The 15,463-nt window shown below is 73.5% G+C and carries 16 protein-coding genes; 10 read left to right on the top strand and 6 right to left on the bottom strand.

Annotated elements, in window-relative coordinates:
- Positions 1-80: 80 nt before the first annotated feature.
- Together ACZ4W5_RS25635 and ACZ4W5_RS25630 are read right to left on the bottom strand one after the other, a co-directional pair.
- Complete coding sequence (locus ACZ4W5_RS25635) at positions 81-752, bottom strand: potassium channel family protein (RefSeq protein ID WP_360245813.1); 672 nt, start codon at positions 750-752, stop codon at positions 81-83.
- Positions 752-1,420 carry a potassium channel family protein gene (locus ACZ4W5_RS25630; RefSeq protein ID WP_360245810.1) on the bottom strand — a complete coding sequence of 223 codons (669 nt, stop codon included), beginning with the start codon at positions 1,418-1,420 and terminating at the stop codon, positions 752-754. The genes ACZ4W5_RS25635 and ACZ4W5_RS25630 overlap by 1 nt, the downstream gene beginning before the upstream one ends.
- A gap of 247 nt (positions 1,421-1,667) precedes the next feature.
- Between ACZ4W5_RS25630 and ACZ4W5_RS25625 the strand changes: the two genes are divergently transcribed.
- Positions 1,668-3,743 (top strand): APC family permease, encoded by a 2,076-nt coding sequence (locus ACZ4W5_RS25625; protein WP_402483846.1) that lies wholly within the window; start codon positions 1,668-1,670, stop codon positions 3,741-3,743.
- 428 nt (positions 3,744-4,171) lie between these two features.
- Positions 4,172-5,467: a class I SAM-dependent RNA methyltransferase gene (locus ACZ4W5_RS25620; RefSeq protein WP_360245825.1), complete on the top strand. Its 1,296-nt coding sequence runs from the start codon at positions 4,172-4,174 to the stop codon at positions 5,465-5,467.
- Between the two features lie 92 nt (positions 5,468-5,559).
- On the opposite strand, the gene ACZ4W5_RS25615 is transcribed toward ACZ4W5_RS25620, so the two are convergent.
- Positions 5,560-5,754, bottom strand: coding sequence for a hypothetical protein (locus ACZ4W5_RS25615; protein ID WP_360245804.1), 195 nt, complete (start codon positions 5,752-5,754; stop codon positions 5,560-5,562).
- A 263-nt stretch (positions 5,755-6,017) separates the two neighbouring features.
- Between ACZ4W5_RS25615 and ACZ4W5_RS25610 the strand changes: the two genes are divergently transcribed.
- Together ACZ4W5_RS25610 and ACZ4W5_RS25605 are read left to right on the top strand one after the other, a co-directional pair.
- A complete protein-coding gene (locus ACZ4W5_RS25610; RefSeq protein ID WP_465657142.1) occupies positions 6,018-6,254 on the top strand; it encodes a toxin-antitoxin system HicB family antitoxin in 237 nt (78 codons plus the stop codon).
- Positions 6,251-6,679, top strand: a complete 429-nt coding sequence (locus ACZ4W5_RS25605; protein WP_188305350.1) for a fic family toxin-antitoxin system, toxin component — start codon at positions 6,251-6,253, stop codon at positions 6,677-6,679. Before ACZ4W5_RS25610 ends, ACZ4W5_RS25605 begins: the two co-directional genes overlap by 4 nt.
- Positions 6,680-6,778: 99 nt before the next feature.
- On the opposite strand, the gene ACZ4W5_RS25600 is transcribed toward ACZ4W5_RS25605, so the two are convergent.
- Positions 6,779-7,642, bottom strand: a complete 864-nt coding sequence (locus tag ACZ4W5_RS25600) for a GNAT family N-acetyltransferase (RefSeq protein ID WP_465657140.1) — start codon at positions 7,640-7,642, stop codon at positions 6,779-6,781.
- 194 nt (positions 7,643-7,836) lie between these two features.
- On the opposite strand from ACZ4W5_RS25600, the gene ACZ4W5_RS25595 reads away from it, so the two are divergent.
- The 6 genes from ACZ4W5_RS25595 to ACZ4W5_RS25570 all read left to right on the top strand — a co-directional run bounded on the left by ACZ4W5_RS25595 (position 7,837) and on the right by ACZ4W5_RS25570 (position 13,430).
- Positions 7,837-8,730, top strand: a complete 894-nt coding sequence (locus ACZ4W5_RS25595) for an ATP-grasp domain-containing protein (RefSeq protein ID WP_360245795.1) — start codon at positions 7,837-7,839, stop codon at positions 8,728-8,730.
- Positions 8,727-9,530: an ATP-grasp domain-containing protein gene (locus ACZ4W5_RS25590; RefSeq protein WP_465657137.1), complete on the top strand. Its 804-nt coding sequence runs from the start codon at positions 8,727-8,729 to the stop codon at positions 9,528-9,530. The genes ACZ4W5_RS25595 and ACZ4W5_RS25590 overlap by 4 nt, the downstream gene beginning before the upstream one ends.
- A gap of 205 nt (positions 9,531-9,735) precedes the next feature.
- Complete coding sequence (locus tag ACZ4W5_RS25585) at positions 9,736-10,632, top strand: putative RNA methyltransferase (RefSeq protein ID WP_465657135.1); 897 nt, start codon at positions 9,736-9,738, stop codon at positions 10,630-10,632.
- A gap of 105 nt (positions 10,633-10,737) precedes the next feature.
- Complete coding sequence (locus ACZ4W5_RS25580; protein WP_465657133.1) at positions 10,738-12,132, top strand: AAA family ATPase; 1,395 nt, start codon at positions 10,738-10,740, stop codon at positions 12,130-12,132.
- A 140-nt stretch (positions 12,133-12,272) separates the two neighbouring features.
- Entirely contained in the window at positions 12,273-12,632 is a 360-nt protein-coding gene (locus ACZ4W5_RS25575; RefSeq protein ID WP_465657131.1) for a nucleotide pyrophosphohydrolase, read from the top strand.
- Positions 12,633-12,800: 168 nt separating this feature from the next.
- Positions 12,801-13,430 carry a DUF6099 family protein gene (locus ACZ4W5_RS25570; protein WP_465657129.1) on the top strand — a complete coding sequence of 210 codons (630 nt, stop codon included), beginning with the start codon at positions 12,801-12,803 and terminating at the stop codon, positions 13,428-13,430.
- Here the strand turns inward: ACZ4W5_RS25570 and ACZ4W5_RS25565 are convergent.
- The gene (locus ACZ4W5_RS25565) at positions 13,382-13,612 is read right to left on the bottom strand and encodes a hypothetical protein (protein ID WP_465657127.1); all 231 of its coding nucleotides are present in this window, start codon (positions 13,610-13,612) and stop codon (positions 13,382-13,384) included. The genes ACZ4W5_RS25570 and ACZ4W5_RS25565 overlap by 49 nt on opposite strands.
- Positions 13,613-13,766: 154 nt before the next feature.
- A complete protein-coding gene (locus ACZ4W5_RS25560; protein WP_465657125.1) occupies positions 13,767-15,050 on the bottom strand; it encodes an MFS transporter in 1,284 nt (427 codons plus the stop codon).
- Positions 15,051-15,463: the final 413 nt, after the last annotated feature.

Genomic DNA, 15,463 nt, shown 5'->3' with positions numbered 1-15,463 from the left:
GAGGGCCCGCACCCCCTGAACGGGGATGCGGGCCCTCGGCCGTACTCGCGTTCGCCGCGCGCCGCTCGGCCGGGCGCTGCCTACTGGGCGCCGGAGGTCGCCGACAGCAGCTGCTCCAGCTCCTCCTCGCGCTCCTGCGCGGCCACGAAGAGCAGCTCGTCGCCGCCCTCCAGGGTGTCGTCCTTGGCCGGCACCAGCACCCGGCCCTCGCGGATGATGCTCACCAGCGCGGTGTCCTGCGGCCAGGAGACGTCACCCACCCGGGTGCCGACCAGCTCGGCCTCGCCGGCCAGGGTCAGCTCGACCAGGTTGGCGTTGCCCTGGCTGAACCGCATCAGGCGGACCAGGTCGCCGACGCTGACCGCCTCCTCGACCAGCGCGGACATCAGGCGCGGGGTGGAGACGGCCACGTCCACGCCCCAGGACTCGTTGAAGAGCCACTCGTTCTTCGGGTTGTTCACCCGGGCGACCACCCGCGGCACCGCGTACTCGGTCTTGGCGAGCAGCGACACGACCAGGTTGACCTTGTCGTCACCGGTCGCGGCGATCACCACGTGGCAGCGCTGCAGCGCCGCCTCGTCCAGCGAGGTGATCTCGCAGGCGTCGGCCAGCAGCCACTCCGCCATGGGCACCCGCTCCACCGAGATGGCGTTCGGGTTCTTGTCGACCAGAAGGACCTCGTGACCGTTCTCCAGCAGCTCGCCCGCGATCGAGCGACCCACGGCACCGGCTCCGGCAATGGCGACCCGCATCAGTGACCCTCCTCCTTCGGCCCCTGCGCGAACGCGGCCTCGACCGCCGTCAGGTCGGCCCGGCGCAGCATCACGTGCACCAGGTCGCCCTCCTGCACCACCATCTGCGGCGAGGGGAGCATCCCTTCACCGAGCCGGGTGACGAACGACACCCGGGCGCCGGACGCCTCCTCCAGGCGGCTGATCCGCTGGCCCACCCAGTCCGGGTGGTACGCGACCTCGGCCAGCTGCACACTGCCGCTCGGGTCCTGCCACAGCGGCTCGGCGCCGCTCGGCAGCAGTCGGCGCAGCATCTGGTCGGCGGTCCAGCGGACCGTCGCCACGGTCGGGATGCCCAGACGCTGGTACACCTCGGCGCGGCGGGGGTCGTAGATCCGGGCCGCGACGTTCTCGACGCCGAAGGTCTCCCGGGCGACCCGGGCGGCGATGATGTTGGAGTTGTCACCGCTGGAGACGGCGGCGAAGGCGCCGGCCTCCTCGATGCCCGCCTCGCGCAGGGTGTCCTGGTCGAAACCGACCCCGGTCACCCGGCGCCCGTTGAACCCGGCGCCCAGCCGGCGGAAGGCGGTCGGGTCCTGGTCGACCACGGCCACCGAGTGGCCCTGTTTCTCCAGCGTTCTCGCGAGGGCGGAGCCCACGCGGCCGCAGCCCATGATGACGATGTGCACCGGCGCTACCTCACCCGTCCCGAAGGGGTCTTGACCTGCGCAAACACCGTTCATCTCCCTTTCCCGCCCGGGCGTTCCGGGGCGAGGGCTCTCGTGGGGCGTCGGCCGGACTCCGCTCGACAACCAGAGTGTTGCCCACCGACTCGTATCCGACACGCTAGCCGGTCCACCGAACACAGTCGCGACGAAGGGGGGGATGAACGGCGCAAGCCACGTCGGGAAACCCCTACGATTCCTTAACGTGCCTATGCCGACTGACCTTCCGAAACGCCTGCTGATCGGGCGCGCCCTGCGCAGCGACAAACTCGGGGAGACGCTCCTCCCCAAGCGGATCGCGCTGCCCGTCTTCGCCTCGGACGCGCTCTCCTCGGTCGCGTACGCCCCTGAGGAGATCCTGCTCACGCTCTCCGTCGCGGGCGTCTCGGCGATCCACTTCTCCTGGCAGATCGGCGTCGTGGTGGCGGTCGTGATGCTCGCCGTCGTCGCCTCCTACCGGCAGAACGTGCACGCCTACCCCAGCGGGGGCGGCGACTACGAGGTGGCGACCGTCAACCACGGCCCGGCGGCCGGACTGGTCGTCGCCGCGGCCCTGATGGTCGACTACGTGCTCACCGTCGCCGTGTCCACCACCTCCGGCGTCGCCAACGTGGTCTCCGCCGTCCCGGCGCTGCGCGGCCACGAGATGATCGTCTCGGTGGTCGTGGTCGTGCTGCTGATGGGCATGAACCTGCGAGGGGTGCGCGAATCCGGCTCCGCCTTCGCGGTGCCCACCTACGCCTTCATGGCCGGCGTGATCGGCATGGTCGGCTACGGCGTCTTCCGGCACTTCGTGCTCGGCCAGTCCATGCCCGCCGAGAGCTCCGGCTTCCACCTCGCGGCCACCCCGGGCAACGACTCGCTCTCCGGCTTCGCGCTGGTCTTCCTGCTGCTCAAGTCCTTCTCCTCCGGCTGCGCGGCGCTCACCGGCGTCGAGGCGATCTCCAACGGCGTGCCGGCCTTCCGCAAGCCGAAGAGCAGGAACGCGGCCACCACGCTGCTGCTGATGGCGAGCATCGCCGTGGTGATGTTCATGGGCATCATCTGGCTGGCCCGGCTCACCGGTGTGCAGATGGCCGAGAACCCGGCCGAACAGCTGGTCGGCTCCGGCCCCGGCTACCACCAGAAGACGGCGCTCGCACAGATCAGCGAGGCCGTCTTCAACAACTTCACCCCCGGCTTCTACTTCGTCGCCGCCGTCACCGGCCTGATCCTGGTGCTGGCCGCCAACACCGCCTTCAACGGCTTCCCGGTGCTCGGCTCGATCCTCGCCCAGGACCGCTACCTGCCCCGCCAGCTGCACACCCGCGGCGACCGGCTGGCCTTCTCCAACGGCATCATCCTGCTGGCCATCGCCGCCATCCTGCTGATCATCGCCTTCAACGCGGACCCGACCCGGCTGATCCAGCTCTACATCGTCGGCGTCTTCGTCTCCTTCAACATGAGCCAGTCCGGCATGATCCGGCACTGGACCCGGCTGCTGCGCACCGAGACCGATCCGGCGAAGCGGCGGCACATGCAGCGCAGCCGGGCGATCAACGGCTTCGGCCTGGTGATGACGATGGCCGTGCTGATCGTCGTCCTGGTCACCAAGATCGGCCACGCCTGGATCGCGATCGCCGCGATGGCCGTGCTGTTCGTGATGATGAAGGGCATCCGGCGCCACTACGACCGGGTCTCCGCGGAGCTCATCGCGGCCGAGGAGCCGGACGACGTGGTGCTGCCCACCCGGGTGCACGCCATCGTGCTGGTCTCCAAGCTGCACAAGCCCGCGCTGCGCGCCCTCGCGTACGCCCGGCTGGCGCACGCCCACACCCTGGAGGCCGTCACCGTCAACGTCGATCCGGCGGACACGGCGGCGCTGCGGCGGGAGTGGGACGAGCGCGGCATCGAGGTGCCGCTCAAGGTGCTGGACTCGCCCTACCGCGAGATCACCGGGCCGGTCCTGGACTACGTGAAGAACCTGCGGCGCAGCAGCCCGCGGGACGTGGTCGCGGTCTACATCCCGGAGTACGTGGTCGGCCACTGGTACGAGCACCTGCTGCACAACCAGAGCGCGCTGCGGCTCAAGGGGCGGCTGCTGTTCAAGCCGGGGGTGATGGTCACCTCGGTGCCGTGGCAGCTGGAGTCCTCGGAGCGGCGCAGGCCGCAGAAGGCCTGGTCGGCGCCCGGATCCGTCCGCCGTGGCGAGCCGAGGGCGCCGAAGGCCGTAAAGTCGAAGGATTCCGTCCGTGCCGGTTCCAACGCCGGTGCCACCTCCGACCGCAGCAAGGACTCCTCCCAGTGACGCGCAACACTCCGCCCCGCTCCTCGGGCTCCTCCGGCGCCTCCGGCAAGGGCAAGGGCGCCCGTCGGGGCGGCTCCCAGCCCGGGCAGGTGGCCCGGCCGCGCTGGGGCAAGCCGCACCGGCCGGAGGCCACCGACCGTGACGGGCTGACGGCGCGCACCGCGCCGGTCGTGCCGGGGGAGGCCCCGGAGGAGAAGCCCGTCCGGGGCGCCAAGCCGGCCCGGGGCGAGAAGCCCGCCCGGGGCGAGAAGCCCGTCCGCGACGGGAAGGCCGTTCGCGAGGGGAAGCCCGCCCAGGATGGGAAGGGCGCGGCCGGGGCCGCCCGGAAGGCGCCGCGCAAGCAGGCGGTGCGGCCGCCGAAGGCGCTGCGTGGCGCGGCTGCCGGGGCGGCGCGGCCGCGGCGGGCGGAGGCGCCGACCGGGGACCCGCTGGTCGGCGAGCGCTACGAGGTCGAGGTCGGCCCGGTCGCACACGGCGGCGGGCACTGCGTGGCCCGGCACGAGGGGCGGGTGCTGTTCGTCCGGCACGCGCTGCCCGGCGAGAAGGTGGTCGCGCAGGTGACCGAGGGCACCACCACCTCGCGTTTCCTGCGCGCGGACGCCGTGGAGGTGCTGGAGCCCGCCAAGGACCGGATCGAGGCCCCCTGCCCGTTCGCCGGGCCGGGCAAGTGCGGCGGCTGCGACTGGCAGCACGTCACCCCGGGCGGGCAGCGCAAGCTCAAGGCCGCGGTGCTGACCGAGCAGCTGGCGAAGCTCGCCGGGCTGACCCCGGCCGAGGCCGGCTGGGACGGCAGCATCGAGCCGGTCGGCGGCAAGCTGGCGCCCGGGCAGGTGCCGGCCTGGCGCACCCGGGTGCAGTACGCGGTGGACGCGGAGACCGGCAAGGTCGGTCTGCGCAAGCACCGCTCGCACGGCGTCCAGGTGATCGACCGCTGCCTGATCGCCGCCGAGGGCGTCACCGAGCTCGGCATCGAGTCCCGCGACTGGCCGGGGGTGGCGAGCGTCGAGGTGGTCGCCGCGTCCGGCTCCTCGGACCGCCAGGTGGTGCTGACCCCGCGCGACGGCGCCCAGCTGCCGCTGGTCGAGCTGGACAAGCCGGTGTCGATCGCCCGGATCGACGACCAGGGCGACGTGCACAAGGTGCACGGGCGCGGCTTCGTCCGCGAGCGGGCCGCCGGGCGCACCTGGCGGGTCAGCAACGGCGGCTTCTGGCAGATCCACCCGGAGGCGCCGGACACCCTGGTCGACGCGGTGCTGGACGGTCTGGACCCGCAGTGGGGCGAGAGCGCGCTCGACCTGTACTGCGGCGTCGGCCTGTTCGCCGGCGCGCTGGCCGACCGGGTCGGCGAGGACGGCGCGGTGCTCGGCATCGAGTCGGCCAAGCAGGCCGTCGTCGACGCCCGGCACAACCTGGCCGCGCTGGACAACGTGCGGATCGAGTGCGACCGGGTCGAGACGCTGCTGCCGCGCACCGGCATCACCGCCACCGACCTGATCGTGCTGGACCCGCCGCGGGCCGGCGCCGGACGTGAGACCGTCGCGCACCTGGTCGGCCTGGAGGCCCGCCGGATCGCGTACGTGGCCTGCGACCCGGCGGCGCTCGCCCGGGACCTCGGGTTCTTCCGCGAGGGCGGCTACCGGCCGGTCTCGCTGCGGGCCTTCGACCTGTTCCCGATGACCCACCACTTCGAGTGCGTGGCCATCCTGGAGCCGACCGGGGTCTGATCCCGTCGGTCTTCGAACGCCCGGAACGGCCGAGGAGGCGGCACCCCGTACGTCACGGGGTGCCGCCTCCTCGGCGTTGGGCGGGGCACGCGCTACTCGTTGCGCTCCTCTTCGTCGGCGCTGTGCGGAAGGTCGATGCCGTGCTGGGCGGCGAGCCGTAGGAGTGAGGCGACCCGGCCCTCGTACGCCTGGACGCCGTCGGCGTCCCCTTCGGCCCGGGCCGCCGCGAGGTCCTGCCGGGCCTGGGCGAGCTGCTCGCGCAGCTCCTGGTCGAACATGGCTGTCATTGCCGGCCTCCACAAAACCGGTCGGTGCCGCTCGGGGAACGCTCAGGAGAGTTCAGAGTCCCGGATGGTGCAGGACTCTTCAAGTCAGACCCGGTCGGGTCGGGGGCCGGGTGGCGGAGGCTGTGGCGGGGTAGGGAGCGGGTGGGTGAGCGGTTCGGTTGGCGGTTCGGTGACGGAGGGGTTGCGTGGGGGCGTGCGGCAGGTGTGCGGGCGGTGTGCGTGCGCCCTTGTTGTGCTAGCACTTCGGCGCTAGCTTGAACGGCATGGGCAAGAAGCAGCTGAACGTCCGAGTGGACGCCACGACCGCCGAGATGGCCCGGGAACGGGCGGAGCAGCAGGGGATCAGCATGAACCAGTACATCGAACGCCTGGTCCAGCAGGACATGGGTGAATCGGGACGGGTCTTCATCGACGCCGCCGCACAGTTCATGAAGGAGTACGAGGCGTCGTTCCTCGCCGAGTTCGGGGACTCGGGCGAGCTCCAGGACGTGCGCCGTTGAAACTGGAGGTCGACCTCTCGTGGCTGCTCATGACCGCCGAGCAGTACACGCCCGGTGACCCGCAGGTCACCGACTACGGCTCGCTGCTCGCGGCCGTCACCCGGCACCAGGCCGAGATCTTCGACATCTCCGTCTACCCCGAACCCCAGGACCGCGCGGCCGCGTTGATGCACCAGCTGATCCGGGTGCCCGCCCTGGAGAAGACCAACGAGCTCTTCGCGACCGCCGTCGCCTACGCCTACCTCGTCGCCAGCGGCTGCACCGTCGCCACCACCGCCCGCGAGGTGCGCAGCCTCTCCCGGGCCATCCGGGAAGGGCGGCTGGGGGTGTCCGGGGTCGCCGAACGGCTGGCGGCCTGGGTGGTCGACGAGGCCGAGGGGGAGGGCGTCACGGGGGCGGAGGACGAGGACGAGGACGACGACTGAGCCGCGTCCCCGCCCGTCCGGTGGCCTTGCCCGTGCTTGTGCCTGCGCCTCTACCTGTGCCTGCGCCTCTGCCTGCGCCCGCGCCTGTGCCGTGCGGGTCTAGGCCGGGGAGTCCGCGGCGGCGGGCTCCGCGATGAGGGCCGTGGCGAACGGGCGGAAGCCGGCCCGGCGGTAGATCCGGGCGACGTCCTCGTCGCTGGCGGACAGGAACACCGTCCGCACGCCGTTGGCGCGGGCGTGCGCCACCAGCGCCGCGGTGACCGCCAGGGCCAGCCCGCGGCGCCGGGCGGAGGGCAGCGTCCCGACCCCGACCACCTCGGTGACCGAACCCACCGGGTTGTGCTGGCCCGCGCAGAGCACGTCGCCGCCCTCCAGCGCGGCCGCCAGCACGCTGACCCCGTCGGTGATCCGCTGCGCGATCCGTGCCACCCCGCCGTCGGACGTCAACGTCGCCGCGCTCACGGCCAGTTCGGCCGCGCCCGCGCTGCCGGTGGCGGTGCCCGGGGTGCCGAAGGCCACGTGCGGGACGGCCACCGCGTCGGCCAGCTCGGGGGCGTCCGCGGCCAGCACCCGTACCTCCACCTGCTCCGGGAGCGCCGGTGCCGGGGCCGTCGCGTCCTGCGGGCCGAGCACCAGCAGCGGGTGCTCGTGCACCGCCAGGCCGGCCGCCTCCACCGCCGCGCGCAGCTCGGGGTTCTGCTCGGCCACCCACTCGAAGGCCTCCGGCAGCCCCAGCTCCCGCTGCCGCTCCAGCACCCGGCGGACGTCGTCGGCGGTGGCGGCCGGGCCGCCGTGGCCCGGGGTGGGGCGGGCGTAGTAGTGCCAGCCGGTCTCGCCGCGGCGGACGAACAGCGTCAGCGGGCCGAAGTCCTCCGCGGTGGCGGCACTGCGGGGCACGGCGTCGTAGTAACGCTCGATCCCGTCGAGCAGGGCATGGTCCGGAGCATGATCAGCAGAAGTCACGGCGTGCATCAAAGCAGGGGCCGGGGTGGCGCGCCACCGGTTTGTGCGGCGGACCGGCGTTCGATTGTTGCCGAACGCTTACCCGCTCGCGGCGATCTTGTGCGTGTACGCCGGGCAAGCTGATGCCTTCACAGCTCTGCCGCGGGGGACGGCGGACATCCGCACTCGGCGAGGCAAGGGGGGAAGTCAGGCCCATGAGGCTCTGCTTTCTGGTGGAGGAGCACTACCGGCGGGACGGCATGCCACTGGACGTCGCGCGTCAACTCACCGGCTGGGGGCACCGGGTGGACGTGCTGCGCCCCGGCGACTCGCTGCTGGCGATCTCCGAGGCGGTCCGGGCCGGCAGCCACGACGCCTGGGTGCTCAAGACCGTCTCCGGCGGACCCGGGCTCACCCTGCTGGAGGCGGCCGCCGCGGTCGGCCTCACCACCGTCAACGACGTCCGCTCGATCCGCGGCGTCCGGGACAAGGCGCTCGCCTCGGTGATCGCCCGTACCCGCGGCCTGCCCACCCCGGTCACCTACGCAGCCGCCCGCTGGGAGCGGCTCGCCGAGATCCCGGCCGCCGAGTACCCGCTGGTCGTCAAACCCGCGGACGGCAGCTCCGGGCGGGGCGTACGACTGGTGGCCGGACCCGACGACCTGATCGGCCTCGGCCCCGAACTCGCCGGGGAGGGACTGCTGATCGCGCAGCCGTACGTGCCCAACAGCGGCACCGACCTCAAGGTGTACTGCGTCGACGGCGAACTCTTCGCGACCGAACGGGAATCGCCGCTGCACCCGGGGCAGGGCGTGCGCGAGCGGCCGGTGCCGCTGCCGGCGAGCGTGGCACGGATCGCCGCGCAGGTCGGCGAGGTGTTCGGGCTCGACCTGTACGGCGTCGACGTGCTGCTCGGGCCGGACGGGCCGGTGGTGGTGGACGTCAACGACTTCCCGAGCTTCCGGCAGGTGCCCGACGCGGTGGAGCGGGTCGCCCGGGCGGTGCTGCGGCTCGCGCGCAGCGGTACGGCCGTGTCGATGCCCGCGCTGGTTCCGGCCGGCGGCGAGGAGTACGGCCGGAGCGACCTGGTGGACGGTGGGTTGCGGTGAGGGTCGCACTGATCACGGGCAACCCCGGGCACCCGCTGCTCGCGGCGGCCGCCGGGGTGCTGGAGCGGCGCGGCTGCCGGGTGGAGGCTGTCCCGCTCAACGGCGGCCGCGTTCCTCGGGGAGCGCTCGCCGATGTCTACCTGCTCAAGGCGCGTACGCCGCAAGCACTCGCGCTGGCCCGGGAGTTGGAGCGGCGCGGGGCGGCGGTGGTCAACTCGGCCGCGGCCACCGGGCTCTGCCAGGACCGGGTGCGGATGGCCGCGCTCGCCCGGGGCGCCGGGCTGCCGTTCGCGGCGACGTTCACGGCCGGCGCGCTGGGCGAACTCACCTACCAGGACTGCCCGTTCGTGGTGAAGAGCCGGCACAGTCGGCGCCACGACCTGGTCGCGCTGGTCGACGGCGCGGCCCGGCTGCGGGAACTCGCCGAGCGTTGGCCGCAGGAGGAGGTCGTCACCCAGCGGTACTACCGGGGCAGCGGCTGGGACCAGAAGCTCTGGGTGGTCGACGGACAGGTCTTCGCCGCTCGGCGGCGGTCCGAACTCTCCGTCGGCGACGAGGGGGTGGGGGCGGTCGAAGAATGGCAGCCGTCCGCCCGGCGGGCCGCGCTCGCCCTGCGGGTGGGCGAGGTGTTCGGGCTGGAGGTGTACGGGGTCGACCTGCTCGACGGGGCCGACGAGCCGGTGATCGTCGACGTCAACGCCTTCCCCGGGGCGCGCGGGCGGCGCGGGGCGCCGGAGGCGCTCGCGGGGCTCGCCCTGCGGGTGGCGGCGGAGCGGTCGCGGGGGCGGGCTCCGGTTTAGGGCGTGCCTTGTGGACCTGGTCGGGCGGGTCCGGGCCGTGGGCCACAGGCCGCGGTGCGTGGGCCGTGGTGCGTGGGCCGTGGGCCGCAGGCCGCGGTGCGCGGGGCCGGTGTCGGTCCGGCGGGGCGGCCGACCGCCGGCCGGGTGGTTAGGCTGGCTGGCGCCCCCGACCGGCCGGGGCCGAACGGCGAGAGAAGACGGAACGTTGCTGCAGGACATCGAGCCCTACCTGGCCTGCCCCCACTGCGCGCAGGACCTCACCCGGCACGAGCGCAGCCTGCGCTGCCCCGCCGGCCACAGCTTCGACCTCGCCAAGCAGGGCTACGTCAGCCTCCTCGCCGGTGACGCCCACACCGGCACCGGCGACACCGCCGACATGGTCGCCGCCCGCGCCGACTTCCTCGCCGCCGGGCACTACCGGCCGATCGCCGACGCCCTGGCCGCGGCGGTGGGTGACGCGGCGGTGGGTGACGCGGCGGTGAGTGACGGGGCGGTGAGTGACGCGGCCGACGGCGGAGCGGACGGCTCGCGGGGCCTGGTCGCCGACCTCGGCGCCGGCACCGGCCACTACCTCGCCCACGTCCTGGACGCCCTGCCCGGCCGGGTCGGCGCCGCCCTCGACATCTCCAAGTACGCGCTGCGCCGCGCCGCCAAGGCCCACCCCCGGATCGGCGCGGTGGTCTGCGATGCCTGGCGCCCGCTGCCGCTGCGCGACGCCTCCGCCGACCTGGTCCTCAACGTCTTCGCCCCGCGCAACGGACCCGAGATCCGCCGTGTGCTGCGCCCCGGCGGCACCCTGCTGCTGGTCTCGCCCACCGCCCGCCACCTGCGCGAACTCGTCGCCGCCCTCGGCCTGCTGTCGGTCGACGAGGAGAAGCAGCGCCGGATCGACGAGAAGCTCGGCCCCTACCTCACGCCGGCCGGCCGGCAGCCGGTCGAGTTCACCCTGCGGCTCTCCGCCCAGGACGTCCGGACCGTCGTCGGCATGGGGCCGAGTGCCTGGCACACCGACCCCGACCGGCTCGCCGCCGCCCTGGACGAACTGCCCGAGCCGGTCGAGGTGACCGCCTCGGTGACGGTGGCCGGGTACCGGCGGCCGTAGCGGCGGACCGCCCTGGGTCAGCGGCGCGAGACGGGCCGCCACGTAGGGATGAATCTGGCGAGCAGGGACGTTTCGCCCCGTCGGGCTGCGGCTAACGTCCGACGGGTGAACCGCGACGCCGCCGCGCCCGCCGGGCCGGCCCAACTGCGCCCCGACGCCCCCGGCCCCGAACGGCCGCCAGTGCCACGCCCCACCGTCGAGGAACTGCGGCTCACCGCCTTCAAGTCCTACCGGCGGGCCGTCCTGCCGCTCGCGCCGCTCACCGTGCTGCACGGGCCGGCCGGGGTCGGCAAGTCCAACGCCCTCGACGCGCTCGCCGTGCTGTCCCGGCTCGCCCTCGGCGAGGAGATCCCCGACTCCCTGGACGGACTGCCCGACCGCACCGGCCCGCTCGCCACGCCCGTACGCGGCGGACTCGCCGGGTGCGTGCCGCACGGGCGCGACGCCGTCATCCTCGGCTGCACCGTCCGCTCGCCGCGCGGCCGGATCCGGCTCGACCTGGTGATCCGCACCGACGGCGCGGTCCGGATCGCCCGGGAGTCGCTCACCCTCGACGGCCGGACCCTGGTGGACACCGGCGAACAGGACGTCCGCAACGGGCGCGTCAACGTCTGCTGGCACAACGACACCCGGCAGGGGGACATCCGGGCGCCGTTCCCCAGCAGCACCATGATCACCGCCCAACTGCCGCTCCGGGTCGCCGGCTCCTCCACCGGCGAACGGCTCGTCCTCGCCGCCGCCGAGGACCTGCTCACCGCACTGCGCGAGGTCTTCCCGCTGCACCCCGTCCCGGCCCTGATGCGGGGCTGGGCCAGAGCCGACCCGCAGGCCCGGCTGCGCAGCAACGCCGCCAACATCTCGGCCCTGATCAACCGGCTCGCCCACGAGTGCCCGCGCCGGTACGGGCAACTGCTGCGGGCCGTCCAGGAGGCGGCGCCCCACCCGCTGCTCGGCCTCACCCTCGCCGAGCGCGAGAGCCGGACGGGGCGCCGGGTGCTGGCCGTCTTCGACGAGGGCGTGCTCGGGCGCACCGGCGCCGACCAGGCCTCCGACGGGATGCTGCGCCACCTCGCCTTCGCGGCGGTGCTGCTGACCGGGGCGGGGGTGCTCGACCTCGACGTGGCCGCCGAGGTGCCGTGGGCGCACCGGCAGCTCACCGTGCTCGCCGAGGACCTCGGGGCCGGGCTCGCCACCGAGCAGACCGCCTCGCTGCTGCGGCTCGCGCGGGACATGGCGGGGCGCAACCCGCTGCGGGTGGTGGCCGCGCTCCAGGAGCCGGCGGCGGCGCGGGACGCGTTCGGGGCGGGCGGGGAGCGGACGGGGGCGGTGGCGCTGGTGGAGTGCCGGCGGGACCCGGCGACGGGGGCGACGGTGATCCGGCCGGAGACGGCCCGGGTGCCGGTGCAGTACGGGCGCGGGGAGGAGGGCCCGGTGGACGCGGGGGGTGGGGGAGGCTCCGCTGCGGCCGGGGGAGCGGATGGGGTAGACCTGGGGGCGTGAACGAGCGAGTGACGAGGTCGGGGGAGTCGGCGGCGGACCGGGCGGCTGGGGCGGCCGGGTCGGCCGGGGTGTCCCGGTCGGCGGGGTCGGCCGGGTCAGCCGGGGTGTCCCGGTCGGCGGGGTCGGCCGGGTCAGCCGGGTTGTCCGGGGAGCCGACGCTGGAGGGGCTGCGGCAGCGGCTGGTGGACTTTGCGGCGGCCCGGCAGTGGGAGCCGTACCACACGCCGAAGAACCTGGCGGCGGCGCTGAGCGTGGAGGCCGGGGAACTGCTGGAGATCTTCCAGTGGCTCACACCGGAGCAGGCCGCCGCGGTGATGACGGACCCGGAACGGGCCCACCGGGTGCGCGACGAGGTCGCGGACGTGCTGGCGTACCTGATGCAGTTCTGCACGGCGGTCGGGGTGGACCCGCTGGAGGCGCTCGCGGCCAAGATCGAGCGCAACGAGCACCGCTTCCCGGTGCCGGGCGAAGCAGCTGACGTCAATCCCGACAAGGGCTGATCACCCTTGTGAGGGACGGAAGTTATCCACAACCCCCGGGTTTTCCACAGCTTTCAAAAGGGCGGATGCGTCCCACCCCACCCTCCCCGCACGCTCGCCCCGTGACCACCCCACCGCCCCGGCGGAGGTGCTGGTCGACGGCGACGACGAGCGGAAGGAGCGGGGGCCATGGAGGCACTGCGACTGATCAAGACGGCCCGGCACGCCCTGGCCGTGGCCAGGCACGTACCGGACGTGCTGGCCGAGGCACGGCAGGCCGCGCTGCTCACCGAGGCGGTGGGCGCCCGGCTGGCGGAGTCCGAGAGCGACGGGCTGACGGGCCTCGGCCAGCAGCTCTCCGAGGCGGGCGCCCATGCGGCGGTCTGCCTGGAGCGGTCCGTCGCCACGAACGCCCTGGTGAGCGGCGGTAGGGCCGGTCGGCTCACCGAACTCGGCGAAACGGCGGCGACCTTGGGCGCGCTGGAGGAGCTCCTGCGGGAGGTCGGGGAGACGCTCGTGGTGCTGGCCTGCGGGGCGGACACCGAGAGCCTGTACTGGACGTGCATCGACGGGGTCGATGCGGTGTCGGAGTGCAAGGACGTGGCCGCGCGGTTGCGCGAGGCGACCGGGCGGGGCGAAGCGGCGGAGCGCTCGGTGCTCGGCGGCGCGGAACCGGAGCCGGAACCGGACGGTCAGGGTGCGCCGTTACTGGTGGTCCGGCTCGGCCCGCCGGGTGCGGGCAGGCCGACGGAGGAGGAGCGGGCGCCGGACTACCGGGTGCCGGACGCGGAGTCGGAGGTGTCGTTGACGGCGGGATAGGCGGCGGCCGGGGCGACGTCCCGGGTGTTGGACTGGAGTGCGGCGAGGTCCGCGGTCACCGAGGCGAGCAGTTCCTGCATCTGCTCGAGCAGGGTCTTGGGGGTCGCGGGTCCGGCCGAGTCGCCGGTGGCCGAGCCGGTCGGGCTGCTCGGGAACGGCGGCGTGGCAGAGGGTTCGGACATGACAGGGACCTCTTCGGATCGGCGGTGCGGTGTGCCGCACCGACCAACGAACCGTTCCGGCAGCCGGTCACCGCGCACCACCCGATGCGGTCCAACTCCGTTACGCCGTAAGCCTCTAGGGTGATCCGGGGTTGCCGCTGCAACACGGCCTCGGCTAGGGGTGTGGGTCGCCGACTGGGAGTGCATGGGTGCGGATTCGGTGCCGTTTCGTGCTGCGGATCCGTAGTGCTGCAGCGAAGGCGGCGACGAAGATCATGGCGATGCCTGTGCCGGTCAGCACTTGGCGGGCCCCAAGGGCGGTGGTGAGAGGGCCGCCCAGTGCCGCGCCGACGGGCGACGCTGTCAGTAGGACGGACGCGCGCAGGGCGAGGACGGTGGTGAGGAGGGTTGTCGGGGTGTGGTCCTGGAACAGTTTGAACGCCAGGGCGTTGTAGGGGCCGTAGATCACACCGGCCAGGGCGAAGCCCCCGAGGGAAAGCACTGCTGGTGCGTGGAGTTCGAAGGGCAGCATGGCCAGACCGTGGCCGGCGATGATGCACAGCAGGACCGGCCACAGCGGCAGGTTTCGCAGAGTGCCGACGGCCAGGGTGCCGATGACCGCTCCGATGCCGAATGCGGCCCAGTACAGGCCGAGGGCCCCCGCGCCGGCGTGGAGGTCTTGGGCGACGAACAGGGGCAGGGCAACTTCGACGGGTCCGTAGAACAGGTTGAACAGCCAGGTCACCGCGAGGAGGCCGAGCAGTTGGGGCCGGGCGCGTAGGAGGCGCAGGCCTCCGCCCGGTCGGGTGTCGGGGGCAGGTCCGGCGGGCGCCGGAGGGTCCGGCTCGCCCAGGCGCGCGCTCTGGAAGGCCAGTGCGGCGAAGGACAGGGCGTCCAGGCCGATGATCCAGGCCGGGGCGATTGCCGCCGCGAGGACTCCGGCGAGTGCTGGGCCGACGATCGTGGACGCACAGGTGCTGGCGCTGAGCAGTGCGTTGGCCGCCAGGTGCTGCTCGGCAGGGAGGACTTGGGCGGCCAAAGCGTACTTGGCACTGCCGCCCCAGGCGTGCAGGAGGGATGAGCCGGCGAGCAGCGTGAGGTAGAGAGCAGGGTGGAGTATGCCGAGCGCCCACGAGAGGGGGATGCAGCCGAGGAAGAGAGCGCGGGTCCAGGCGTTCGCGCGGATCAACCGCTGTGCGGGAAAGGAGCACAGCCATCGGCCCAGCAGCAGTGCGCCGATGGCGCCCGGCAGGATGTAGGCGGCGACTGCGGCTCCGATCAGCGGGCCGCCCGCGCCGGGCGGGGAGATCTGTACCGCCAGCCATGCCACCGCGACCACGCTCATCCCGTCGCCGAGGTCGGATATCGCTACTGCGGGCAGCAGGCGCCGGAACGGGCGGTGGGCGAAGAGTGGTCGGTAGCCTCGGGGCAGCCGACGGAGCAGGTGTGCTGAGAGCATGTGGCCAGGCAAGCGGTTCAAGCGCGCTTGAAGTCAAACGGCCGGCGATGCGCTGCGACACGTGGGCACAGGGGAGTTGGATCGCGCTGATCCGGATGGTGCAGCGCGCGGTGCTCACCCTGGCTGAGATCCGCCGGCTGCTGGACAGTCAGGGAGGACAGATCCCCTCCCGCTGCCTGGGCAGCGTGATCAGCAATCGACGGCCTGCGTACGTTTCATGACTATTCGTGCGGGAGGCGGGAGGAGGGCGGAGGGGAGGGGGCGGAGGGGAGGGGGGAGGGGGGAGGGGGGAGGGCCCCAGAGAACCGGTGAGGAACAAGAGCGGGGGGGGGGGGGGGGGGGGGGGGGGGGGGGGGGGGGGGGGGGGGGGGGAGGGAGGGAAGAGGAGGGGGGGAGAAAAAGAGAAGAAAAGA

The organism is Kitasatospora sp. NPDC029367 (assembly GCF_055569135.1).
This window is presented reverse-complemented; position numbering and strand designations above follow the sequence as displayed.